Genomic DNA, 22,740 nt, shown 5'->3' on the forward strand with positions numbered 1-22,740 from the left:
GCGCGAGGCTCTGGCCATGCTGACCTTCCTCGCCCGCCGCCTCGCGCAGATCATCCCGACCTTGATCTTCGTCTCGATCCTCATCTTCTCCTTGCAGCAGCTGCTGCCCGGCGACCCCGCCCTCGTCATGGCTGGCGAGGAGCGTGATCCCGCTGTCATCGAGCAAATCCGCAAGCAGTATCGCCTCGATCAGCCCCTGCCCGTCCAGTACGGCTACTGGATCAAGGGCGTGCTCACAGGCGATTTTGGCGAGTCGCTGCGCATCAAGATGCCGGTGCGCGATCTCATCCTGCAGAAGCTGCCGGTGACCTTGCAGCTCGCGTCGATGGCGATCGTGATCGCGTTCCTGATCGGCATTCCCGCCGGCATCATCTCCGCCGTGAAGCGCGGCACAGCCTGGGACTATGCCGCCAATCTGTTTGCACTGTGGGGGATCTCGACGCCGAATTTCTGGCTCGGGATCATGCTGATCTTCGTGTTCTCGATCCAGCTCGGCTGGCTGCCTGCCTCAGGCTATGTCTCGCTGGCCGAGGACTGGCGCGCCAGCCTCGCCGCGACCATCATGCCGGCCTTCGTGCTCGGCAACGCCATCGCCGCGATCCTGATGCGCCACACCCGCAGCGCCATGCTGCAGGTGTTGGGCAGCGACTACATCCGCACCGCCCGCGCCAAGGGCATCTCGGAGCGCCAGGTCATCCTGCGCCACGCGCTGCGCAACGCGCTGACGCCCGTCATCACGCTGGGCGCGCTGGAGCTCGGTACGCTACTCTCCGGCGCGGTGCTGACCGAGCAGATCTTCTCCATCCCCGGCTTCGGCAAGCTGATCGTCGACGCCGTGTTCAACCGCGACTACGCCGTCGTGCAGGGCGTCGTGCTGGTCACCGCCACCGTCTACATCATGCTGAACCTGATCGCCGATCTTGCTTATGTGCTCGTCAATCCGCGGCTGAGGAGCTGACATGGCCGAGACCACGCTGTCAGCACCGGGCATCCGCACCCTCGCCCCGCTCGAGCGGCCGATGCAGCGCACCTGGCGCCGCCTGGTGAAGCGCAAGGGAGCCATGGTCGGGCTCGGCCTGATCACGGCCTTCATCCTGCTCGCAATATCAGCCCCGCTAGTGGCGCCGTACGATCCGATCAAGACGAGCTGGGCGCTGGTGCGGAAAGCACCGTCGGCGGCGCATTGGTTCGGCACCGACGATCTCGGCCGCGACGTGCTGGCCCGTGTCATCCATGGCGCGCGCGCCTCGCTGATGGCGGGCGCGATCTCCGTCGTCATCGCGCTGGCGATCGGCGTGCCGATCGGCATGATCGCCGGCTATCGCGGCGGCGTCATCGACGCGCTGATCAGCCGCATCACCGACGCGATGCTCGCCTGCCCGTTCCTGATCCTGGCGATCGCGCTGGCGGCGTTCCTTGGGCCGAGCCTTGGCAACGCGATGATCGCGATCGGCATCTCGGCGACCCCCATCTTCGTCCGGCTCACGCGCGGCGAGGTGCTGAGCGTCAAGGTCGAAGAGTATGTCGAGGCCGCGCGCAGCGTCGGCGACACCGACCTGCAGATCGCCGTCCGGCACATCCTGCCGAACATCATGCCGGCGCTGCTGGTGCAGGCGACCTTGTCGGTCGCCGCCGCCATCATCGCCGAGGCCGCGCTGTCGTTCCTGGGGTTGGGCCAGCAGCCGCCGGCGCCGTCCTGGGGCAGCATGCTCAACGCCGCACAACGCTTCCTCACCAACGCGCCGTGGATGGCGATCTGGCCGGGGCTCGCGATCTTCCTGGTCGTGCTGTCGCTCAACCTGCTGGGCGACGGCCTGCGCGACGCGCTGGATCCGCAGCAGGAGGAGTGAGGCCTCGCGGAGGAGGCCTCGCGATCATGCGCCTGACAGATCAATCATCGCAGCCGCTCCACATTCGCTGTCGTCCCGGCCTCCGAGCCGGGACCCATAGCCACCGACAGCGGTTCGAGGCAGGCGCGGAGTGACCGTCTCGCGCAACAACACCCGCCGGTGGTTATGGGTCCCGGCGTTCGCCGGGACGACAGCTGGGGGTGTTGAAAGACCTCCAAAACAAAACGGCGGCTGCCATAGCAGCCGCCGTTGATTATCAGATGAACGCTCGCGTCACGTCGCCTTCAGCGCGTGGTCCGGCTCGGCATCGAACTGGGCGATCTCGCGGGCGCGCTTCGACTTCGCCGCGGCCTGGTGGTCGGTGGCGATGACGGTGTAGACGGCCGGCAGCACGAACAGCGTGAACAGCGTGCCGATCGACATGCCGGCGACGACGACGAGGCCGATCGAGAAGCGGCTGGCGGCGCCGGCGCCGGACGCGGTCAAGAGCGGGATCAGGCCGGTGACCATCGCTGCCGTGGTCATCAGGATCGGCCGCAGACGAATGCGTGCCGAGGTCTGGATCGCGGTGCGGCGGTCGACACCCTCGTTCAGTTGCAGCTCGTTGGCGAACTCCACCATGAGGATGCCGTGCTTGGTGATCAGGCCGACCAGCGTGAGCAGACCGACCTGGGTGTAGATGTTCATCGTCGCCAGCCCGAAGAACAGCGGGATCAGCGCGCCGACGATCGCCATGGGCACGCTGATCATGATCACCAGCGGATCCCGCAGGCTCTCGAACTGCGCCGCCAGCACCAGGAAGATGATGATCAGCGCGAAGCCGAAGGTGATGGCGAGCTGATTGCCTTCCTGGACGTATTGCCGGGCGTCGGCGAGATAATCATGGCTGAAGCCCGACGGCAGGTTCTTGGCCTGCTTCTCCAGGAAGTCGACCGCTTGGCCGACCGTGACGCCCGGCATCGGCACCGCCGAGAAGGTGGCCGAGTTGAGCTGGTTGAAATGCGTCAGCGAGTTCGGGTCGGTCGCGGTCTCGATATTGACCACCGTCGACAGCGGCACCTGCTGGCCCGTCGCGCTCGCGACGTAGTAGCCGGCCAGCGATTCCGGCGACAGCCGCTTGTCGCGCGGCACCTGCGGGATCACCTGGTAGGAGCGACCCTCGAGGTTGAAGCGGTTGATGTAGTTGCCGCCGAGCAGCACGGCCAGCGTGTTGCCGATCGACTGCATGGTGATGCCGAGATCGCTCGCCTTGCTGCGGTTGATCCAAACCTTCACCACCGGCTGGTTGAAGTCGAGATCGCTGTCGGAGACGATGAAGATGCCGCTCTTGCGCGCGGCGTCCTTCAGCTTGGCCATCTGCTCATAGACAGCCTGGAAGCCGCTGGTCGAGCTGATCACCATCTGGACCGGCAGGCCGCCGGGGCCGCCCGGCAGCGCCGGCAGGTTGAAGGCGAAGGCATTGATGCCTTCGATCTTGGACAGCTCCGCCTGCACCAGCGGCTTCAGCTTGATCGAGGAGCGCGTGCGCTCGTCCCAGGGCTTCAGCAGCATTCCGGCAAAGCCGCCCTGCGGGCCCTGGATGCCGTTCAGGATGAAGCGCAGGTCGGTCTCCGGAAACTTCGCGAACGCCTTGTCGACCTTGTCGGTGTAAAAATTGATGTAGTCGATATTGGCGTATTTCGGCGCCTTGGTGATCGAGAACACGATGCCCTGATCCTCCTCCGGCGCCAGCTCCTTGGAGGTGTGCATATAGAGGAAGCCCACCAGCCCGAGGATCGTCAGCGCGAACAGGCCGGTCACCGGCCGGTAGTCGAGCGAGCGGTCGAGCTGCCGGCCATACCAGCGGGTCATCGCGCCGAACACGCGGTTGACGAGCCGAGCGAAACGGCCCTCCTCCGCGCTCGTCAGCAGCACCGAGCACATCATCGGCGACAAGGTCAGCGCGATGACGCCGGAGACGATCACCGAGCCTGCGAGCGTGAACGCGAATTCGCGGAACAGCGAACCGGTCAGGCCACCGAGGAAGCCGATCGGCGCGTACACCGCAGCCAGCGTGATCGTCATCGAGATGACGGGTCCGACGATCTCGCGCGCGCCCTGCAGCGCCGCCTGCACCGGTGTCTTGCCCTCCTCGAGATGGCGGTGGATGTTCTCCACCACCACGATGGCGTCGTCGACGACCAGGCCAATCGCGAGCACCATGGCGAGCAGGGTCAGCAGGTTGATGGAGAAGCCGAGCGCCAGCATCATCGTGCAGACGCCGATCAGAGAGAGCGGGATCGTGACGACGGGAATGATGACCGAGCGCAGCGACGCCAGGAACAGGAAGATGACGACGATGACGATCAGCACGGCCTCGCCGAGCGTGTGCTCGACTTCGTCGATCGAGGATTGGATGAACTTGGTGGAATCGTAGGCCACCTTCATCTTCATCGACGGCGGCAGATTGCGCTCCAGGTCCGGGAACAGCGCGCGCACGCCCTTGACGATGTTGAGCGGATTGCCCTGCGGCGTGGCGTCGACGCCGATGAAGATCGCGCGCTCGCCGTTGAAGGCGACGCTGGCGTCGGTGCTTTGCGCCGCCAGCTCGACGGTCGCGATGTCCTCCATGCGGACGAAGCCGCCGTCCTTGGCCTTCACGATCATCCGCTTGAACTGGTTGACGTCGGTCAGGCCGGTATTGGTCGTGACGTTGGAGACGATGAAATAGCCCTTGGCCTGACCGGCGGCGGACTGGAAGTTGTTGGCGGCGATCGCCGTCGCCACGTCGGTCGGCGAGACGTTGCGGCCGGCCATCTTTTCCGGATTGAGCCAGATGCGCATCGCGAAGGTCTGGCCGCCCAGGATGTTCGCGGCGGCGACGCCATCCACCGTCGACAGCACCGGTTGAACGACGCGCGTGAGATAGTCCGAGATCGCCGACCCCGACAGCTCCTCGCTGGAGAAGCCGAGATACATCACCGAGGTCGTCTGCCCCGTGGTCTTGGTGACGATCGGGTCGTTCGACTCCTTCGGAATCAGGTAACGAACCGAATTCACCTTGGCGAGCACCTCGGTGAGCGCCTGGTTCGGATCGAAATTGAGCTTGACGAACACCTGGATCGTGCTGGTGCCCTGCACCGACGACGAGGTGATGTAGTCGACGCCCTCGGCCGAGGCGACGGCCTGCTCCAGCGGCGTGGTGATGAAGCCCTGGATCAGGTCGGCGGACGCGCCGGGATAGACCGTCGTGACGTTCACGACCGTGTTCGACAGCTTTGGATATTGCCGGATCGGCAGCTCGAAGGCGGCGCGCAGGCCGAGCAGCAGGATGAGCATGCTGACCACCAGCGACAGCACCGGCCGCTTGATGAAGATATCGGTGAAACGCATCGCGGCAATCCTGTCAGCAGACGTCAGGTGAGGACCGAACGGGCCGCCTGCTCGCGGCGGCCCGGCATTGGCTCAGATGTTCGCTCAGTAGCGCGGCGGCTTCGCCGGCACCGGCGGCGGCGGATCGGTCGAGATCGCAACCGCAGCGCCGGACTGGATCTTGAGCTGGCCGACGGCGATGACGCGGTCGCCCTCCTTCAGGCCCTTGATGATCACGGCGCGGCCGTTGATGCGATCGCCGGTCTGCACATAGGTGCGGTCGGCGGTCAGCGTGGTCTTGCCGTCGTCGGTCTTCTTCTCGTTGATGACGAACACGGAGTCGCCATACAGCGTGTAGTCGACCGCGGTCTCCGGCACCGTCAGCACCGGCGGCTTGTCCGGCAGCACCACGGTGGTGGTGGCGAACATGCCGGGCTTCAGGATGTGCTCGGGATTGGCGATCGTCGCCTGCACGCGGATGTTGCGGGTGTCGGTCGCGATCTGCGGCTCGATCGTGGTGATCTTGCCCTCGAAGGTCTTGCCCGGATAGGCGTCGACGCCGATGCGCACGGTCTGCCCGACCTTGAGCTGGCCACTGTCCTTCTCGGTCACCGTGAAGTTGACCCACAGCTGCGACAGGTCGGTCAGCGACACGATCTGCGTGCCGGCGGACAGATACTGGCCGACCTCGACCTTGCGGACGCCGAGATCGCCGTCGAACGGCGCGCGCACCAGCTTCTGCGCGATCAGCGCCTCGGTCTTGGCGACACCGGCCTGCGCCTGATCGTAGGCGGCCTGGGCCTGGTCGACGGTCGCCTGCGGGCCGAACTGGCGCGACGCCAGCTGCTTGGCGCGCTCGAGCGACAGCTGCGCCACCGTCACTTGCGCCTTGTAGTTGGCGAGATCGCCCTGCTCCGGCGCGTCATAGAGCTGCACCAGCGGCGTGCCCTGCTTCACCGTCGTACCCGGCGTGAACATGATGTCGGTGATGCGGCCCGACGCATCCGAGGTGACGTTGACCTGATGCACGGCGGCAAGATCGCCGACGGCGGTCAACAGGTTCGGCACTGTCTCCGGCGTCGCCGTGGCGACGCTGACATTGATCGGCGGCGGCTTCATGTTGGCGAAGAACTGCGCGATCATCTTGTCGCGGAACATGTTGAACCACACGAAGCCGCCAACCAGCGCCGCGAGCAGGATGCCGACGATGATGAACCACAGCACCGGGCGGGTGCGCTTGCGCGGCTTGTCGTCGAACGGCTTTCCAGAGAGCTTGGGTTCCGTCGCAATGTTCATGTCATGCACTTTCTGCCGTCGCCGGCCGGGCCGGAGGTTGCGACAATTCGTGGTCGAGATAGCACGCGATCGCGGCGTCGGTCAGTCCGATGCCGCGCAGGATGAACTCGCTGAGCTGGCGCTCCAGGCTCGCTGCGGTTCCATAAGCCAGACACGGGGTCGATGGAAGCCGCGTCAATGCGGCCATCAACACGGTATGATGCGCAAACCAGAACAGGTCACGCGGCGTGGCTGCTGATCGAACGGCATCACCACAGGCGAAGGCCGTTTCCAGCGAGTCAACGAATTTGGCGCCGATCAGGTCATCGATCTTGGCGTAGATGAGCCGCGCGAACTCGCCATCGTCGAGATGGCTGGTCGCCATCAGCCGCAGCCGCTGCTCCTCTTGGTCGTTGGGACCGTCGGCGATGCTGAGAAAATGGCGCACCATCCCGGCCATCAGCTTGACCACCGTCGCGGTCGAAGGTTCCTGCCCGAGCAGCAGCTCGAAATCCGGATCGGTCTCGCATTCCTCGCTCAGGATCTCGGCATAGAGCGCCGCCTTCGAGGAGAAATGCTTGAACAGCAGCGCTTCAGAAATGGCGGCGGCCGCGGCCACGCTCTTGGTCGTGGTGCCGGCATAGCCATGACGCGCGAAGCAGCGCTTGGCCGCACCGAGGATCAGCTGCCTCCGGAGATCGCTTGTCATGCGCAAAGTGGACATCGCCTGTGAGTAAATACTCACTTGATTGATGTCAAGAAACATGCCGCGGCGCAGCAGGGTTCGGCAGCCAAGTCCCTGAAATCATTACTGAGAAACAGCAGCGCCGAAGGCAATTTGGTACCGTTACACTAAGGCGGATCTGCGGCACGCATGGGTGGTGACCCGGGAGAGACACACCGCCAGGCGGATTTTCTTCCCTCTCCGTCCATGCGACCGTCGCCGCAACAAACGAGAATCGGCCGGGAGGACCTGACATGACCGACGACGCAGCGCTCGCCGAAAGCTTCGACCTCGAGAGCCTGACGCCGGAGTTCTATGCCGACCCCTACCCGACCTATCGCGCGCTGCGCCGGCATGCCCCGGTCAAGCGCCTGCGCAACGGCTCCTGTTTTCTCACGCGTTATGACGATCTCGTCACCGCCTACAAGGTGACCAAGGTGTTCTCGTCGGACAAGAAGCGCGAGTTCGCGCCGAAATACGGCGACTCGCTCTTGTACGAGCATCACACCACCAGCCTCGTATTCAACGACCAGCCGGCGCATACGCGCGTCCGCCGCCTGATCATGGGCGCGCTGTCGCCGCGCGCGATCGCCGAGATGGAGCCGGCGCTGATCGCGCTGGTCGACGGGCTGCTGGACCGGATTGCGGCCAAGCAGACATTCGAGCTGATCGAGGATTTCGCCGCGGCGATCCCGATCGAGGTGATCGGCAATCTGCTCGGCGTGCCGCATGAGGAACGCGCCCCCTTGCGCGACTGGTCGCTCGCCATTCTCGGCGCGCTGGAGCCGGTGCTGACGCCTGCGCAGTTTGCCCGCGGCAACACGGCCGTCGGTGACTTCCTCGCCTATCTCGAAACGCTGGTCGCGCGCCGCCGCGCCGCGCCCGGCCATCCCGAGCGCGACGTGTTGACGCGGCTGATCCAGGGCGAGGCCGACGGCGAGCGGCTCAGCGAAAAGGAGCTGCTGCACAACTGCATCTTCCTGCTCAACGCCGGACACGAGACCACGACCAACCTGATCGGCAACGGCCTCGTGCTGCTGTGCCAGCATCCGGAAGAGCGCCGGAAGCTGCTTGAGGCGCCCGCCTTGATCCGCACCGCCGTGGAGGAAATCCTGCGCTACGAAAGCTCCAACCAGCTCGGCAATCGCATGACGACGGAGGCTGTCGAACTCGGCGGCGTGATGCTCGACGCCGGCACCTCCGTCACCCTGTGCATCGGCGCCGCCAACCGCGACCCCGCCCAGTTCGACGACCCCGAACGCTTCGACATCACCCGCCTCGCCAACCGCCACCTCGCCTTCGGCACGGGCGCGCATCAATGCGCGGGGATGGCGCTGGCACGCCTGGAGGGCGCAGTGGCGATCGCGCGGTTTGTGAGCCGGTTTCCGAACTATCAGCTCGCGGGCGAGCCGGTGCGCGGCGGGCGGGTGCGGTTTCGCGGCTTTGCGAGCGTGCCGTGTGTAGCTGAGGGGTGAGAGGAAGCACGCTCAAGCAAGCACTTGGCTTCGGCTTCGGTTGCCGCGCTAAATCTACCGATCACGCACATGCTGACCCCACATCACTAAATCGCGCGCCTCAACCGGTCAGGATCACGCGAGAGACAGAATGCGCATTTTCGTTCGCGTCTCCTCAACTGCAGGATTGACCATTCACGTAAAATCTTCAAATATGAACATCATTACTTGTGGTTGAGCCTATGAAGGTAGGCGTGGCGATGGCCGGACAGCCGCTGGACAGTAGTTTTTTGACGATAGTGGGTCATAGCCTTTCAAGCGTAGCCGGCGCGATCGTAGCTTGGTTAGCTGGCGGCTCAGCTCAGATGACTGCTGCTCTGACCGCCGGTCTTGCGCTAGCTGCAGGGATGTGCACGTTCATTTTTTCCGTGCTGTACCATCGGACATTTGGAGTGCTCAGCTCCGGAGGAGCACGTAAAGGAAGCGCAGCAAGAGCTGCCTATGACGCGCTACGTGAAAGTCTGGCCGGAACAAATATTGCCACGCGGATCTACAACAGTCTCCTAAGCGCATTTCTCAATGGGGTTGAGCGCTTCTTAGGAGATGTCGGCATGGCGAACCGCTCACTGTTTCCTCGAGCTTTCGGCCTAGCCACACCAGCACCACTCTGGACAGTCCCCGCATTCGATCGTTGCCTTTGGCTGGCGCTGATTTATCCGTTCGCAACGATCGTCCTGATCTGGATGATATCTGGCCACGCTGGTCCAGCAGAGACCGCCTTGGGCCTGAAAGCCAGTCACTCCGCATGGGAACGGGCAGTTGCTATACCATTGGGTGCAGTGACTGCTTTTGCAGTCTGGCTGTCACATCGTGCCAAGAACAAGACCAACATTCTCGCATGGATCGCATTGATTCTAGCTATCGCGACAATCTTCGCGAGCGTTGGCAGCAACATAATAGTTGTCTACGGAGTGTGTGCTATAGCAATCGCTATCGCAACGACCGGCTCTCTCTCGTTCCGATATGCTGGCGCGCTCGCCGTCGCTTTCACAGTGTTCTTTGCTGCCATCTTTGTGGTGGTCGTCTCTGGCGCTTTCTCGATCGCCAGCGCGGCGGCCAGCCCTTACTACGGCAGCAGCCCCGCCATAGTAATCATTGCCCTATCTTTCATTGTTATCGCTGTTGCGGTCACAATTGCCTCAGCATTTGCGTTCGCGTTTGTCATTATATACCCTATCGGATGGGCCGTAAGCGTTCTCGCCGAAGCGAACGATAGACAGGGGATATTTCTTTCAGCGCTTACAGCCGGGATGATTGCCTGTTGCATTGCTTCGCCAGCTCTTTTTGCATCAAAGGGATCTTCTGATTCGTCAGGCCCACTCCTGCTTTTTCTCGGTCTTCTCACACTGATCAACGCTCCCTTTGATTGGGCTTCACTGGGACTGACACGAGCACTCCTGCACCGAGGGCTGGAACGGGGCGGATGGTGGCCATACTTTTTTGCGCTTATAGATGCGGTTCTCGCGACAATCATCATTACGCTTCTGGCGCTCGCAATGGTCTTAAGTGTTCAGGCGTTCGATACTGTGAGGGTTCACAACGGCGGTCAGCGCGTTCTTCCTTTGCAACCGATATTTGACGGCATAGCTAACCATCCAGCTGAGCCGGAGTATTGGTGGCTGTATGTGCTTTTACTGTCGTCCATGATCCCAAGCTTTGTGAATCTGATGTTCGGAGGAGTAGCATTTTTGCGCGGTATTCCGGGAGTAAGGTGGCTATTGCTGAGATTCCTTCCAAAAGGCCAAGCAGTGGCGCCGTTTGATCGCGCTTGGATCTCGCTCGTACTCACAGTCCAAACGTTTTTGGGAGCGTTCCTGGGACTAGCCGCTCAGGTTTTACTTGCAGTCGGCATCGTCGGCTATGCAATGCCCTGGTTAGGGTTCCATATTCTCGAAGCAGCGCGGTCTGTCGCTAACTTAGATCTGCCGGAGCGCGTCTGGACCCTGGTCTTCGGATAGATATTGGCAATAACTCTTAGCCGAAAAATTCCTCTTTCTTTTTTTCAGAATTCATGTATATCTTGTCTCATCCCGTCTCACACGAGGGACGCTTCGCGGTCGTCACGAACGTCGAGGCGGGATGCGGTGGGCGTGTCGGTGCTGCGGCGTGGGTTTCCACCCGGACGAACGGCAGCGATGCGCACGGTCAAGTCGCGTGGTCCTGACACCCCGAAGCTGGTGTCACGTCTGCGTCGGCGCTCACGCGCCGCGCGGGCAACGGTGGCCAGAAAGCCCGGCGCACCGGGGAGAGCGCGAAGCAGCCGTCAAACCATCGCGCGGGGAATGCCGGGTGTTTCTCGGCTGAACCTGTGGTTCCTGCCGCCTGCATTTTTTTCCGCAGGCGGGCCATGGGTGCGGCCAGCGCCCGGCATTCCCCGTGCCCTCTTTTTAGGAGAGGGCAGGACGAAAGGCAAAGCTCGGACGCGAAACGCGCCGCGAGATGGTGACCGCATGTTTCACCACCACAGTCAACGTAGGCCTCACTGCGCCAAAACGACTCTCACCACCGTCATTGCGAGCGCAGCGACGCAATCCAGGACCACGCGCGTGACCCTGGATTGCTTCGTCGCTTCGCTCCTCGCAATGACGGCGCGAACAATGAGGCCGCGCGGAGGCGCTTCAATAGATTGCTCGTCATGCCCGGGCTTGACCCGGGCATCCATCCTCCTCGCGAAGAGTGATGGATGGCCGGGTCAAGCCCGGCCATGACGAGGCGATATCTAAGCTCAAAACACCGCGTGGTCACCGCGTTCGGCTTCGGCCTCGCCGCGGATAAGCCTGGCGTAGTAGTCGAACAAAGTCTCGGAACCTGTCGACGGCGTCGCGTCGGCGTCGTAGCCGCCTGTGCTTGGATTCAACACCAGCATCGACTCCGTCGCGTAGTAGCGGCCGATGCGAGCGAGTTCGGCCTTGTCGGCGAGCGACGGCACGAGGCGCTTGGCGATGTCGAGCCCGCCGATGATGACGTCGAGCAACGCCACCGGCACGCGGCGAATGGTCGGCTTGCGTCCGAGCAGCGCAAACAGGTGCTCGGCCTGCTCGATCGGCGCGATCGCGGGTCCGGGGCCGCCGATCGGCAGCACGCGATTCCAGCGGCTTTCGTCGTCGAGACAGCCGGCGAGATAGTCGCCGAGATCGGCGTCGCTGATCGGCTTGCAGGCGGTGAGACGGCCATCGCCGAACACGAGATAAGGCCGGCCCTGCCGCACGCGCGCGACCTGGCCCGACAGGGATTTGAAGAACGCAGTGGGACGGACGATGGAGTACGTCAGGCCTGCCGTCATCAGTTGCGCTTCAAACGCCAGCTTGGCCTTCTGAAATGCCAGCAGCGGCTTCTGCACGCAGATGGCCGACAGCAGCACGAACTGCGTGACGCCTGCATCGCGGACCGCATTCAGAACGTTCACGTGAGCCTGATAGTCGATCGCCTGGGCGTCTCTCGGCACGCCGGTCCGCGACGCCATGCAGGACACGATGGCGTCGAAATGTTCGCCGCGAAAACCATCGCGCGCGAGCGAGACGGGATCGGTGACGTCGCCGGTCCTGACGGTGGCGCCCGGGATCGTCACAGCGTCGCTGCGCGAACGGACGAAGCAGACCACCTCGTGCCCGCGCGCGACGAGCGCGCGCACGGTGGCGCGGCCGATCGTCCCGGTTGCGCCAAGCATGAAGACGCGGCGCGGACGCATGGCGGCAGCGGGATCAGACAGCGACATCGGCGGGAACGAGGCTCCGAGAACGTCGGCGATCTATATCACGTGCCGCCGGCCTGGGATGCGGCCTGTGTCGCCATGACCATGCTGCTCACGCACGCGCTAAAGAGGCACGCTGCGATCTCCCCCCTCATGGTGAGGAGCGCCGCAGGCGCGTCTCGAACCATGAGGCCGCTGGCCTCGCCCTTCGAGACGCCCGCCTTCGGCGGGCTCCTCAGGGTGAGGATCAAAGAGCGCGGTCTGAGGACCGAAGCAGGTTTCCATCAAATGCGCCGCGTGGGGCAAGGTCTGACTCATGCGCCGCAGCCAACCACCTCACTCCGCCGCTTGCGGCGTCTTCTCCAGGATCAGCGTGTGAATGCCGCAGGTGCCGCTGTAGAGACTCATCACTCGCGTGCCGGGCTTGCGCCCTGCCCTGGGCTCGGAGACCTGCAAGCCTGCCGCGAGCAGGCGGGCGCGGGTGGCCTCGATGTCGGCGACGCGCCAGCTCAGGCCCCACAGCTTGTCGTTGGCCTTGTCGTTGCCGGCGACTGGGCGCTTCACCACCTCGACGATCAGGTCGCCGCAGCGGAAGAACATCAGCTGACCCCATTCCTGGTGGCTGCGGTCGAGCGCCATGTCCAGGCCAAGCCGCGCGCCGTAAAGGGCAGCGGCCCGCTCGGGATCCTCGGTGGAGACGACGATGTGGTCGAGGCCGAGCACCGCGCTGTCGGCGGTCTTCTCCGACACCGGCCGCGGCCCTGCGAGCTCCAGGAAGAACATGCGCACGCCGCGGGTGAGATCGGTCATCGCGCGCGTACGCTTCCAGTGCAACGTCGCACCCGAAACGCGGTCGGTGCTGTCGACCTCGGCGATCGGGTCCGGCTTCAGCGCCACGCGTTCGAGCCGCCGATGCATCTTGCCGATGTCCGATGTCGCGAAGCAGATGCTGGCGAGCCCCTCACCCCAGATCTTGAGGACGTTGCGGATGCGGTCGGCGCCGGGGCTCTGGCCCACCGGCGCCATCAATTCCAGGGTCATATTGTCGAGCGTGAACAGCACGCGGTCGGCGCCGTCGCCCGAATTCTGCCAGGACGGCTTGCGCCCCAGCAGCGTCTCGAACGCGGCGCTGCCCGCGTTGATATCCTCGAGCAGGACGACGACGTGGTCGAGACCGGTGATCACGGGAACAGCCCTCGCGTGTTCTTGGCGTTGCGCACCTTCTCGACGCCGATCGCCATGGCCGCCGTCCGGTGCGCGATGTTGTCGGCCTTGGCGCGCGCCAGCATGCGCTCGAAGGCGCGGTCGAGGATCTGGTACTCCCGCCGCATCACCTCTTCCTCTTCCCAGAACAGCTGCTGCAAATCCTGCACCCATTCGAAGTAGCTGACGATGACGCCGCCGGAGTTGCAGAGAATGTCGGGAATGAGAAAGATCTCCTTGCGGCGCTGGCCGAGCACCAGATCGGCATCCGGCGTGGTCGGACCGTTGGCGGCTTCGGCCACGATGCGGCACTTCAGGTTCGCCGCCACGTTGGCGTCGATCACGCGCTCGACCGCCGCCGGAACGAGGATGTCGCAGGCCAGCGTGAGAATGTCCTTGGGGTCGAACGCGAGCTCCGTGGAGAAGCCGGCGATGCTGCCCCGCGCGCTGGCATGCTCCATCAGCTTGGGGATATCGAGCCCGCGCGGATCGTAGAGCGCGCCGGTATGATCGCTGACGGCAATCACCTTCATGCCCATCTGGTGGAAGCCGAGCGCGGCATAGGAGCCGACATTGCCGAAACCCTGCACGACGGCGGTGGACTTGGCAGGGTCTATGCCGAGCTCATCCATCACGCGGCGGGAGACATGGGCGACGCCGCGCCCCGTCGCCTCGCGGCGCCCGAGCGTGCCGCCGGAGAATACCGGCTTGCCAGTGACGATCTCGGTCACGGTCTGCCCCTGATACATGGAATACGTATCCATGAACCAGGCCATCACCTGCTCGTTGGTGCCCATGTCCGGCGCCATCACGTCGGTGTGCGGGCCGACGAAGGGGATCATCTCCTGCATGTAGCGGCGCGACAGGGATTCGAGCTCGCGCCGCGAGAGTTTCGAAAGGTCGACATTGACGCCGCCCTTGGCGCCACCATAAGGCAGCCCGACCAGCGCGCATTTCCAGCTCATCCAGATCGCGAGCGCCGCGACCTCGCCGATGTCGACGGTCGGGGCAAAGCGGGTGCCGCCCTTGGTCGGCCCCATGGTCAGAAGATGCTGGACGCGGTATCCCTCGTACACGGCAATGGTGCCGTCGTCCTTGTGGATCGGACACGAGACGGTGATCGCCCGCTTGGGCAGCAGCAACCGGTCGCGCTCATCTCCTGGGATGCCAAGATGGTCGGCAATCACGTTGAACTGATTGGTCGCCATCTCGAAGACCGGACCCGCATAGACAGTCATCTTCCACTCCCGAATCTGCTCCTGCAGGCCGGCAACCATAGCGCGACCCGTGCATGGGCGGCAGGGGGCCGCCGGTTGCAAAGGGCCGATCTCAACCACCATGGTGACGATTTGACGAAGAATTTCAGCGTTGATCCGCTTTAACCGCTTGCTAATCTGCGGCGCCGGGGCCGCAACACCCCTCGAGTGAGACAGAAATGCCAATGCAGGCCCTCTTCATCGGACAGACCTACATCGACGTCACGTTCATCACCGACCACATGCCGACCGGAGACGAGAAGCACGTCGCCTCCGACTACGCGGTGTCGTTCGGCGGCAATGCGGTCACTGCGGCATTTTGCTGCGCCAAACTGGGCATCGTGCCCGACCTGATCGCAACGATTGCGAATGACTGGCTGGGGCGGATGTTCCAGGATATGACCGCCAAATACGGCATCTCCGTACATCCACGGAAAGTGAACGCCTCCTCGCTGTCCTTCATCATGCCGAAGGACGGCAAGCGCGCGATCGTTCGCTGCCGCGATGACGCCCACATCCATCCGTTCCCGCTGCTCAATCTCGGCAATTGCCGGGCGCTGCATGTCGACGGCCACCAGCCGGATGCGGCGCTGCATTATGCAAAACTGTGCCGCGAGGCCGGCATCCTGACCTCGCTCGACGGCGGCGGCCTGCGCACCAACACGCATGAGCTTTTGGAATATATCGACGTCGCCATCGTCGCGGAGCGGCTATGCGAGCAGATGGACCTCACGCCGGAGAAGATGCTCGACTATCTCAAGAGCCGCGGCTGCCGCATCGGCGGTGTGACCCAGGGCGAGAAGGGCCTGCTCTGGTACGACGAGGTCGGCGCAGTGCATACCTTGCCCGCCTATCCGATCCCGCGCGAGCGCGTCATCGACACCAACGGCGCCGGCGACGTGTTCCATGGCGCCTATGTGTATTCGTATCTCGCCAATCCCGCGAAGAGCTGGAAGGAGCATTTCGAGTTCGCCCGCGCGGCCTCGACCTTCAAGATCCAGAAGCTGGGCAACGAGGCCGGCCTGCCGACGCTCGCGGATATCGAGCTGGTGAAGCAGGAATTCGAAGCCCGCGTCTAGCGGCCGTTGGGGAGAGAGCGGATGGGGCGGGTCGTCGTTGCCGGCAGCATCAACATGGATGTGGTGGCCACCGCCGAGCGCCATCCCCGCGTCGGCGAAACCGTCGCGGGGCAATCGGTGATGTATTTTCCTGGCGGCAAAGGCGCCAACCAGGCGGTGTCATCCGCGAAGCTCGGCGCGCCGACCGTGATGATCGGCCGTCTCGGCCGCGATGCGTTCGGCGAGCAGTTGCGCGTATTCCTTGCCGATCAGGGCATCGATCTCGCGGCGGTGAAGGACAGCGCGAGCGCATCGACGGGCACGGCGATCATCACGCTGGCGAATGCCGACAACACGATCGTGGTGATCCCAGGCACCAACGCCGAAGTCAGTGCTGATGACATCGGGGCCGTGAGTTTGGCGGAAGGCGACGTGGCGGTGAGCCAATTCGAGATCCCGCAAGCGAGCATCGCCGCGTTTTTCCAGCGCGCGAAAGCCGCCGGCGCGACGACGATCCTCAACCCTGCTCCCGCCAGCACCTTCGCTCAGGGACTGTTCGCTCTGGTCGACGTCCTCGTGCTCAACGAAACCGAATTGGGCTTCTTGTCCGGCGTCGAACTCGGCGACACGCCAACGCCGCAGCAGGTCGTCGATGCCGTTGGGGCGCTCGATCCGCGCACGGACCAGACGATCTGCGTCACGCTCGGCGCACGCGGCGCGATCGCTGTTCGTGGCGGCGACGCGAAGCTTGTCGAGGGCCGCGCGGTGAAAGCGGTGGATACCACAGGCGCCGGCGACTGCTTCGTCGGCGCGCTGGCCGCGCGGCTGTCTCAGAGCGCAGCGATCGCTGATGCCATCGCCTACGCCAACGTTGCGGCGTCCATCTCCGTGCAGCGGATGGGTGCCGGCCCATCGATGCCGACAGCAGAGGAGGTGCGCGCGCTGCTCTAGACGAGAGCGCTCTTCAGGTCGAAGCTCACATCAGCAGCCTTGGCCGCATCGATCGTGCCGCCCGCAGCCAAGAGCTTGCGGCCGAACATGTGGTCACCGGCCTTGTTGACGGACTCGATGCCGACCAGCCGGCCTTCCTTGTAGCAGAATGCGGAGAATGCCTTTTGCGCCGGATCCCCGCGCAGCACGACCTGATCATAGCCCGTGGTGAGCCCCGCGATTTGGAGCTTGTCATTGGCCTGGTCGCTCCAGAACCATGGCTGCCCGTCGTACGGCTTGACGTCGCCCGTCAACCGCGCGGCGACGCAGCGGGCCTGGTCCGTGGCGTTCTGCACCGACTCGAGTCGCAAGGTCCCGCCGAAGCGCGGACTGGCGAACAGCGCGCAGTCACCGATTGCGGAGATGTGCGGATCGTGGGTGAGGAGATATTCGTCGACCACGATGCCAGAGGCGACCTGCAGACCCGCCTCCGCCGCGAGCTCGACGTTGGGCAGCACACCGACGCCGACCACGACGAGATCGGCCAGGATGTGCCGGCCGTCGCTCAGGCTGACACCGGTCACCTTGTTGCCGTCGGCCTCGATGCTGGTGGACTGCACCCCGAGATGGATGCGCACGCCGGCATCGGCATGCTGCTTCTGGAAGTAGTCGGAGATTTCCGCCGTCACCGCCCGCGCCATCACCCGCGCCCCGAGCTCGAGCACATCGACCTCGAGGCCCTTGATGCGCGCGGTCGCCGCGAATTCCAAGCCGATGAAGCCGGCGCCGATCACGACGACGCGCTTGGCGTCACCGAGCAGCCCGCGCAAGGCTTCGCTGTCGTCGAGGATGCGGAGATAACGCACGGCCGGAAGATTGGCGTTGGGAATATCGAGCAGGCGGTTGCGCGCGCCGGTCGCGAACACGAGGTGGCCGTAGTCGAGCGTCTTGCCCGAGGCAAGCAGCACCTTGCGCTGCTCGCGGTGGACCACGACAACTCGATCGTAGACGAGGTCGATGGTCTGGTCGGCATAAAACTTCTGCGGCCGGAACATCAGCGTCTCGGGACCGCCGGTGCCCTTGAGATACGCCTTCGACAGCGGCGGGCGCTGGTACGGCAGATGCGGCTCGTCGTTGATCAGGTGGATGGGATCGGCAAAGCCTGCCTGACGCAGCGAGGTCGCGAGCTGAAAGCCCGCATGCCCCGCGCCTACGATCACCACCGGTCCCTTCGTCACTGCGTCCTGCCCCATTTGATCCGTATCCCGTGTTTGCAAGCCTTGCCTGCTGCGGGTTTACCTCCCGTCGCGCCAGCGGAACCGCCTTGTCGCAGACTTCCCCGCCATTGTCACCGGGCCGCTATGCGCTCAAAATGCGGCAACAACCATACGAGGGAGGACTGAATGTCGGACGCAGCCGCGGAACCCGCTCGCCTGAGCATTGACGGCCCGATCGCAATGATCACCCTCGACCGCCCGGCAGCGTTCAACGCCATCAACCTCGCCATTGCCAAGCGCCTGGAGCAGCTCGCGGCGCAGGTCGAGGCTGATCCGGCACTCCGGGTGCTGGTGATCAAGGGCGAGGGCCGCGCCTTCTGTGCCGGCGGCGACCTGCAGACGATCGGCGCCGCGGCCGAGGCCGACACAATCACGCCGGTCGTGAGCGAGCTGCTGCATCACTACCACGCCTTCATCGCCAGCCTGCGCCGCATGCCGAAGATCGTGCTGGCGAGCGTGCATGGCTCGGCAGCCGGTGCCGGGATGTCGCTCGCATTCGCCGCCGACCTCTGCATCGCCGCCGAGGAAGCGCGCTTCACGCCCGCCTATGCCAAGCTCAGCGTCTCGCCCGACGGCGGCGGCACGGTGGGCGTCGTCGCCACCGCCGGTGTCCGACGCGCGCTGCAGATCTTCCTGGCCGAGGACAGCTTTACGGCTGCTCAAGCCTATGAATGGGGCCTTGTCGCGAAGGTCGTGCCAGCGTCCGAACTCGCTGCCGCGACTGAGGCGCTGGCGCAACGGCTGGCACAGAACATGCCGGCCGGGATCGCGGCGACGAAGGCGCTGATCCATCGCGCACCAAGCAGTTCGGTCGAGGACCAGCTCGCCGCCGAGCGCGATGCGATCATCAACTGCATGCATACCGATGGATTCCGCGCCGCCGTGAAGCGGTTCACCAGCAAGGGAAAATAGGACTGCGCTCAACCCTTTCCCTTCCTGCGCATGAAATCGAAATCGCAGCCGTCATCGGCCTGCAGGATCGTTTCATGAAACAGATGCGCATAGCCGCGCTCGGCCCAGTCAGGCATCGCCGCCGGCTTCAGCTCAGCGCGTCGCCGCTGAAGTTCTGTGTCTTCGACCAGCAGGTCGATGCTGCGTTTGGCGACATCGAGGCGGATCATATCGCCGGTCCGCACCAGCGCCAGCGGCCCGCCGACGGCGGACTCCGGCGTGATGTGCAGCACGATGGTGCCGAACGCCGTGCCGCTCATCCGCGCATCGGAGATCCGCACCATGTCCTTTGTGCCGCCGCGCGCGAGCTTTTTCGGGATCGGCAAATAGCCCGCCTCCGGCATCCCCGGTGCGCCCTTCGGCCCGGCATTGCGCAGCACGAGCACGTCGTCGGCCGAGACGTCGAGATCGGGATCATCGACCCGCAGCGTCATGTCCTCGACCGACTCGAACACGACGGCGCGCCCGGTGTGCTGGAGCAGCTTCGGGCTCGCCGCCGAGTGCTTGATCACGGCGCCTCGCGGCGCGAGATTGCCGCGCAGCACTGCGAGGCCGCCCTCCGGCTTGATCGCGTCATCGCGCGAGCGGATCACATCCTGGCCGGGCACGTCCTCGGCGGCAGCAACGATGTCGCGGAACGACTGACCGGTGATCGAGCGGCAATCGAGATCGATGAGATCGCCGAGCTGCTTCATCAGCTTCGGCACGCCCCCGGCGTGGTGGAAGTGCTCCATGTAGTGATCGCCGGACGGCTTGAGATCGACCAGGACCGGCACTTCGCGGCCGATCCGGTCGAACGCGTCGAGATCGATTGTGTGCGGCGTTCGACCGGCGATCGCGGTGAGATGCACGAGACCGTTGGTCGAGCCGCCGATCGCCTGCAGCACCACCTGCGCGTTCTTGAAGGCAGACGGCGTCAGCAGCTCGCTCGGCTTCGGCCCCTTCGCCTTGGCCATTTCCGCCGCGACCCTGCCGCTGGCCTCGGCCGAGCGGAAGCGCTCGGCATGCGGCGCCGGGATCGTGGCGCTCATCGGCAAAGACAGGCCGAGCGCCTCGGTGATACAGGCCATGGTCGAGGCCGTGCCCATCACCATGCAGGTGCCGACCGACGGCGCGAGCCGGCCGTTGACCGCCTCGATCTCGCTGTCGTCCATCTCGCCGGCGCGATACTTCGCCCACAAACGGCGACAATCGGTGCAGGCGCCGAGCACCTCGCCCTTGTGATGCCCGACGACCATCGGCCCGACCGGAATGACGACCGTCGGCAGATCGGCCGACACCGCGGCCATGATCTGCGCCGGCAGCGTCTTGTCGCAGCCGCCGATGACGACCACCGCATCCATCGGCTGCGCGCGGATCATCTCCTCGGTTTCCATCGCCATCAAATTGCGCAGATACATCGAGGTCGGATGCGCAAAGCTCTCGGCGATCGAGATGGTCGGGAACACGAACGGCATCGCGCCGGACAGCATGACGCCGCGCTTCACCGCCTCCAGGATCTGCGGCACGTTGCCGTGGCAGGGATTGTAGTCGCTGTAGGTATTGGTGATACCGACGATCGGACGATCCAGCGCGTCATCGGTATAGCCGGCCGCCTTGATGAAGGCCTTGCGCAGGAACAGCGAGAAGCCGGCATCGCCGTAAGCGGTCAGTCCCTTGCGCAAGCCGTCGGTCATGTCAGTCTCTTCGTTTCTGTTTCTTGTTATCTGTCGTCGTCATTCCGAGGCGCGGCTGCGCCCCGGAATGAGCAGGTCGTCTCAACCCCAGTCGATGATCCGGCTGATGTCGCCATCGAACTCCGTGGTGCAGAACGCGCCACCCTGGAAATAGTCCCCGATCGGATCGGCGGGCAGCTTGGCCTGCTCGGCAAGAGCGTGCTCGCGGAAATCCTCGGCGCGGCCGGTCGGACGATAGCCGAGATCATAGGCGCGCTGATTGTCCCACCAGGCGCGCTCGTTCAGCGACGCTCCGTAGAGCACCTCGAAATGGATGTCCGGATGCTCCAGGCCGATACGACAGAGCTGGACGAGATCCTCCGGCTTCAGCCAGATCGACAGCCGGCGCTTGTCGAGCGGCTTCTCGCCGAAATTGCCGATGCGCAGACACGTCACCTTCAGCCCATGCTTGTCGGCATAGAGCGAGCCCACCGCCTCGCCGAACACCTTGCTGACGCCGTAGCGGCCGTCGGGACGCGGCTGCACGTCATTGTCGATCTTGCGGTGGCGCGGATAGAAGCCGACGGCATGGTTCGACGACGCGAACACGACGCGCTTCACACCCTTGCGGCGCGCCGCCTCGAACAGGTTGTAGCCGCCGATGATATTGGCCTGCAGAATGTCGTTCCACGGACCCTCGACCGAATAGCCGCCGAAATGGATGATGCCGTCGACGCCTTCGCACAGCGCCTCGACCTGGGCGAGGTCGGCAAGATCGGCCGCCTTAAAGGTCTCCTGGCTGGAGAGATCGGCGGGCGCGCGGAGGTCGCTGAGCAGAAGGTCCGGATAGATCGGCGGCAGCAGCTTCCGCAAGGAAGAGCCGATTCCACCACTCGCACCGGTCATCAAGATACGTGGCATTTCATCCCTCGTGTTGGGTCCGCAGGTTTGCGATCGTGACAAGCCGATGATAGCAGAGATCGCCAGGGCACAATAACGGGACCAGCCAAATGTCCGACGGAAACGCTCACACGCAGGGCTGGCGCCCTGCCACTTTCTATCCTGATCCGGCGATCCAGGCGCTGGATCCGCGCTTCGAGAAATACTGGCTCAAGCTGTCCGCCGTGGAACGCCTGGCGACGGGCCTGCGCTGGGCCGAGGGGCCGGTGTGGTTCGGCGACGGGCGCTATCTGCTCTGCAGCGACATTCCCAACCAGCGCATCCTGAAATGGGAAGAGGAAACCGGCGCGGTGTCGGTGTTCCGCAAGCCCTCCAATTTCGCCAATGGCAACACCAGGGATCGGCAGGGCCGGCTCGTCAGCTGCGAGCATGGCGGCCGCCGCGTCACCCGCACCGAATATGACGGCTCCATCACGGTGCTGATGGACGCGTTCGACGGCAAGCGGCTGAATTCGCCGAACGACGTCGTCGTCAAATCCGACGGTTCGATCTGGTTCACCGATCCAACCTTCGGCCTGCTCGGCAATTACGAGGGCTACAAGGCCGAGCCGGAGATCGACACCCACGTGTACCGGATCGACGGCGCCAGCGGCCAGGCGAGCATCGTCGCGGACGGCGTGCTGGGGCCGAACGGGCTGTGCTTCTCGCCCGATGAATCCATCCTCTACATCGTCGAATCTCGCGGCGTGCCGACGCGCAAGATCCTCGCTTATGACGTCTCTGCCGATGGGACCAAGCTCACCAACAAGCGCGTCCACATCGATGCCGGTCCGGGCACGCCGGACGGCATGCGCTGCGACGTCGACGGCAATCTCTGGTGCGGCTGGGGCATGGGCTCGCCCGAGCTCGACGGCGTCATGGTGTTCGCACCCGACGGCGCGCCGATCGGACGTATCGCCCTGCCCGAGCGCTGCGCCAATGTCTGTTTCGGCGGCCTCAAGCGCAACCGCCTGTTCATGGCCGCCAGCCAGTCGATCTACGCGCTCTACGTGAATACGCAGGGCGCGCTGGGCGGTTGACATCCCGCTTTGTAGGGTGGGCAAAG

Annotated in this window: 17 protein-coding genes; 8 read left to right on the top strand and 9 right to left on the bottom strand. The window is 64.4% G+C overall.

All coding sequences use genetic code 11. From position 1 onward, the window contains the following. Positions 1 to 16: 16 nt before the first annotated feature. Complete coding sequence (locus BRAD285_RS21625; protein ID WP_006613369.1) at positions 17 to 958, top strand: ABC transporter permease; 942 nt, start codon at positions 17 to 19, stop codon at positions 956 to 958. A 61-nt stretch (positions 959 to 1,019) separates the two neighbouring features. Continuing rightward, positions 1,020 to 1,850, top strand: coding sequence for an ABC transporter permease (locus tag BRAD285_RS21630; protein ID WP_006613370.1), 831 nt, complete (start codon positions 1,020 to 1,022; stop codon positions 1,848 to 1,850). A gap of 273 nt (positions 1,851 to 2,123) precedes the next feature. Here the strand turns inward: BRAD285_RS21630 and BRAD285_RS21635 are convergent, their stop codons facing one another. From BRAD285_RS21635 to BRAD285_RS21645, 3 genes are all read right to left on the bottom strand, one after another. Next, positions 2,124 to 5,222, bottom strand: a complete 3,099-nt coding sequence (locus BRAD285_RS21635) for a MexW/MexI family multidrug efflux RND transporter permease subunit (RefSeq protein WP_006613371.1) — start codon at positions 5,220 to 5,222, stop codon at positions 2,124 to 2,126. A gap of 84 nt (positions 5,223 to 5,306) precedes the next feature. After that, positions 5,307 to 6,497 carry an efflux RND transporter periplasmic adaptor subunit gene (locus BRAD285_RS21640; RefSeq protein ID WP_006613372.1) on the bottom strand — a complete coding sequence of 397 codons (1,191 nt, stop codon included), beginning with the start codon at positions 6,495 to 6,497 and terminating at the stop codon, positions 5,307 to 5,309. A 1-nt stretch (position 6,498) separates the two neighbouring features. Continuing rightward, entirely contained in the window at positions 6,499 to 7,185 is a 687-nt protein-coding gene (locus BRAD285_RS21645; protein WP_006613373.1) for a TetR/AcrR family transcriptional regulator, read from the bottom strand. 269 nt (positions 7,186 to 7,454) lie between these two features. On the opposite strand from BRAD285_RS21645, the gene BRAD285_RS21650 reads away from it, so the two are divergent. Together BRAD285_RS21650 and BRAD285_RS35465 are read left to right on the top strand one after the other, a co-directional pair. Further along, positions 7,455 to 8,675, top strand: coding sequence for a cytochrome P450 (locus BRAD285_RS21650; RefSeq protein WP_006613374.1), 1,221 nt, complete (start codon positions 7,455 to 7,457; stop codon positions 8,673 to 8,675). Between the two features lie 233 nt (positions 8,676 to 8,908). After that, on the top strand, positions 8,909 to 10,672 hold the full coding sequence (locus BRAD285_RS35465; protein ID WP_157681690.1) for a hypothetical protein: 1,764 nt from the start codon (positions 8,909 to 8,911) through the stop codon (positions 10,670 to 10,672). Between the two features lie 767 nt (positions 10,673 to 11,439). Here BRAD285_RS35465 and BRAD285_RS21670 read toward each other — a convergent pair. The 3 genes from BRAD285_RS21670 to BRAD285_RS21685 all read right to left on the bottom strand — a co-directional run bounded on the left by BRAD285_RS21670 (position 11,440) and on the right by BRAD285_RS21685 (position 14,846). After that, entirely contained in the window at positions 11,440 to 12,381 is a 942-nt protein-coding gene (locus tag BRAD285_RS21670; RefSeq protein ID WP_006613377.1) for an NAD(P)H-binding protein, read from the bottom strand. 360 nt (positions 12,382 to 12,741) lie between these two features. Then, complete coding sequence (locus tag BRAD285_RS21680; RefSeq protein WP_006613379.1) at positions 12,742 to 13,590, bottom strand: VOC family protein; 849 nt, start codon at positions 13,588 to 13,590, stop codon at positions 12,742 to 12,744. Further along, entirely contained in the window at positions 13,587 to 14,846 is a 1,260-nt protein-coding gene (locus tag BRAD285_RS21685; RefSeq protein WP_035647506.1) for a Glu/Leu/Phe/Val dehydrogenase, read from the bottom strand. Before BRAD285_RS21685 ends, BRAD285_RS21680 begins: the two co-directional genes overlap by 4 nt. 203 nt (positions 14,847 to 15,049) lie before the next feature. Here BRAD285_RS21685 and BRAD285_RS21690 point away from each other — a divergent pair, with 203 nt between their 5' ends. Together BRAD285_RS21690 and BRAD285_RS21695 are read left to right on the top strand one after the other, a co-directional pair. Continuing rightward, the gene (locus BRAD285_RS21690) at positions 15,050 to 15,943 is read left to right on the top strand and encodes a sugar kinase (RefSeq protein ID WP_035647487.1); all 894 of its coding nucleotides are present in this window, start codon (positions 15,050 to 15,052) and stop codon (positions 15,941 to 15,943) included. A 21-nt stretch (positions 15,944 to 15,964) separates the two neighbouring features. Beyond that, positions 15,965 to 16,873: a ribokinase gene (locus tag BRAD285_RS21695; RefSeq protein ID WP_006613382.1), complete on the top strand. Its 909-nt coding sequence runs from the start codon at positions 15,965 to 15,967 to the stop codon at positions 16,871 to 16,873. Here the strand turns inward: BRAD285_RS21695 and BRAD285_RS21700 are convergent. Then, positions 16,870 to 18,105, bottom strand: a complete 1,236-nt coding sequence (locus BRAD285_RS21700) for an NAD(P)/FAD-dependent oxidoreductase (protein WP_006613383.1) — start codon at positions 18,103 to 18,105, stop codon at positions 16,870 to 16,872. The two genes, BRAD285_RS21695 and BRAD285_RS21700, sit on opposite strands and share 4 nt — an antisense overlap. Before the next feature lie 150 nt (positions 18,106 to 18,255). Between BRAD285_RS21700 and BRAD285_RS21705 the strand changes: the two genes are divergently transcribed. Further along, entirely contained in the window at positions 18,256 to 19,041 is a 786-nt protein-coding gene (locus BRAD285_RS21705; RefSeq protein WP_006613384.1) for an enoyl-CoA hydratase/isomerase family protein, read from the top strand. An 8-nt stretch (positions 19,042 to 19,049) separates the two neighbouring features. Here the strand turns inward: BRAD285_RS21705 and BRAD285_RS21710 are convergent, their stop codons facing one another. Together BRAD285_RS21710 and BRAD285_RS21715 are read right to left on the bottom strand one after the other, a co-directional pair. Continuing rightward, a complete protein-coding gene (locus BRAD285_RS21710) occupies positions 19,050 to 20,756 on the bottom strand; it encodes an IlvD/Edd family dehydratase (RefSeq protein WP_006613385.1) in 1,707 nt (568 codons plus the stop codon). Positions 20,757 to 20,837: 81 nt separating this feature from the next. Beyond that, entirely contained in the window at positions 20,838 to 21,656 is an 819-nt protein-coding gene (locus tag BRAD285_RS21715) for an NAD(P)-dependent oxidoreductase (RefSeq protein WP_006613386.1), read from the bottom strand. A gap of 89 nt (positions 21,657 to 21,745) precedes the next feature. On the opposite strand from BRAD285_RS21715, the gene BRAD285_RS21720 reads away from it, so the two are divergent. Further along, positions 21,746 to 22,714 carry an SMP-30/gluconolactonase/LRE family protein gene (locus BRAD285_RS21720; protein ID WP_006613387.1) on the top strand — a complete coding sequence of 323 codons (969 nt, stop codon included), beginning with the start codon at positions 21,746 to 21,748 and terminating at the stop codon, positions 22,712 to 22,714. The last annotated feature ends 26 nt before the right edge of the window (positions 22,715 to 22,740 follow it).

This window comes from Bradyrhizobium sp. ORS 285 (assembly GCF_900176205.1).
Classification (GTDB): domain Bacteria; phylum Pseudomonadota; class Alphaproteobacteria; order Rhizobiales; family Xanthobacteraceae; genus Bradyrhizobium.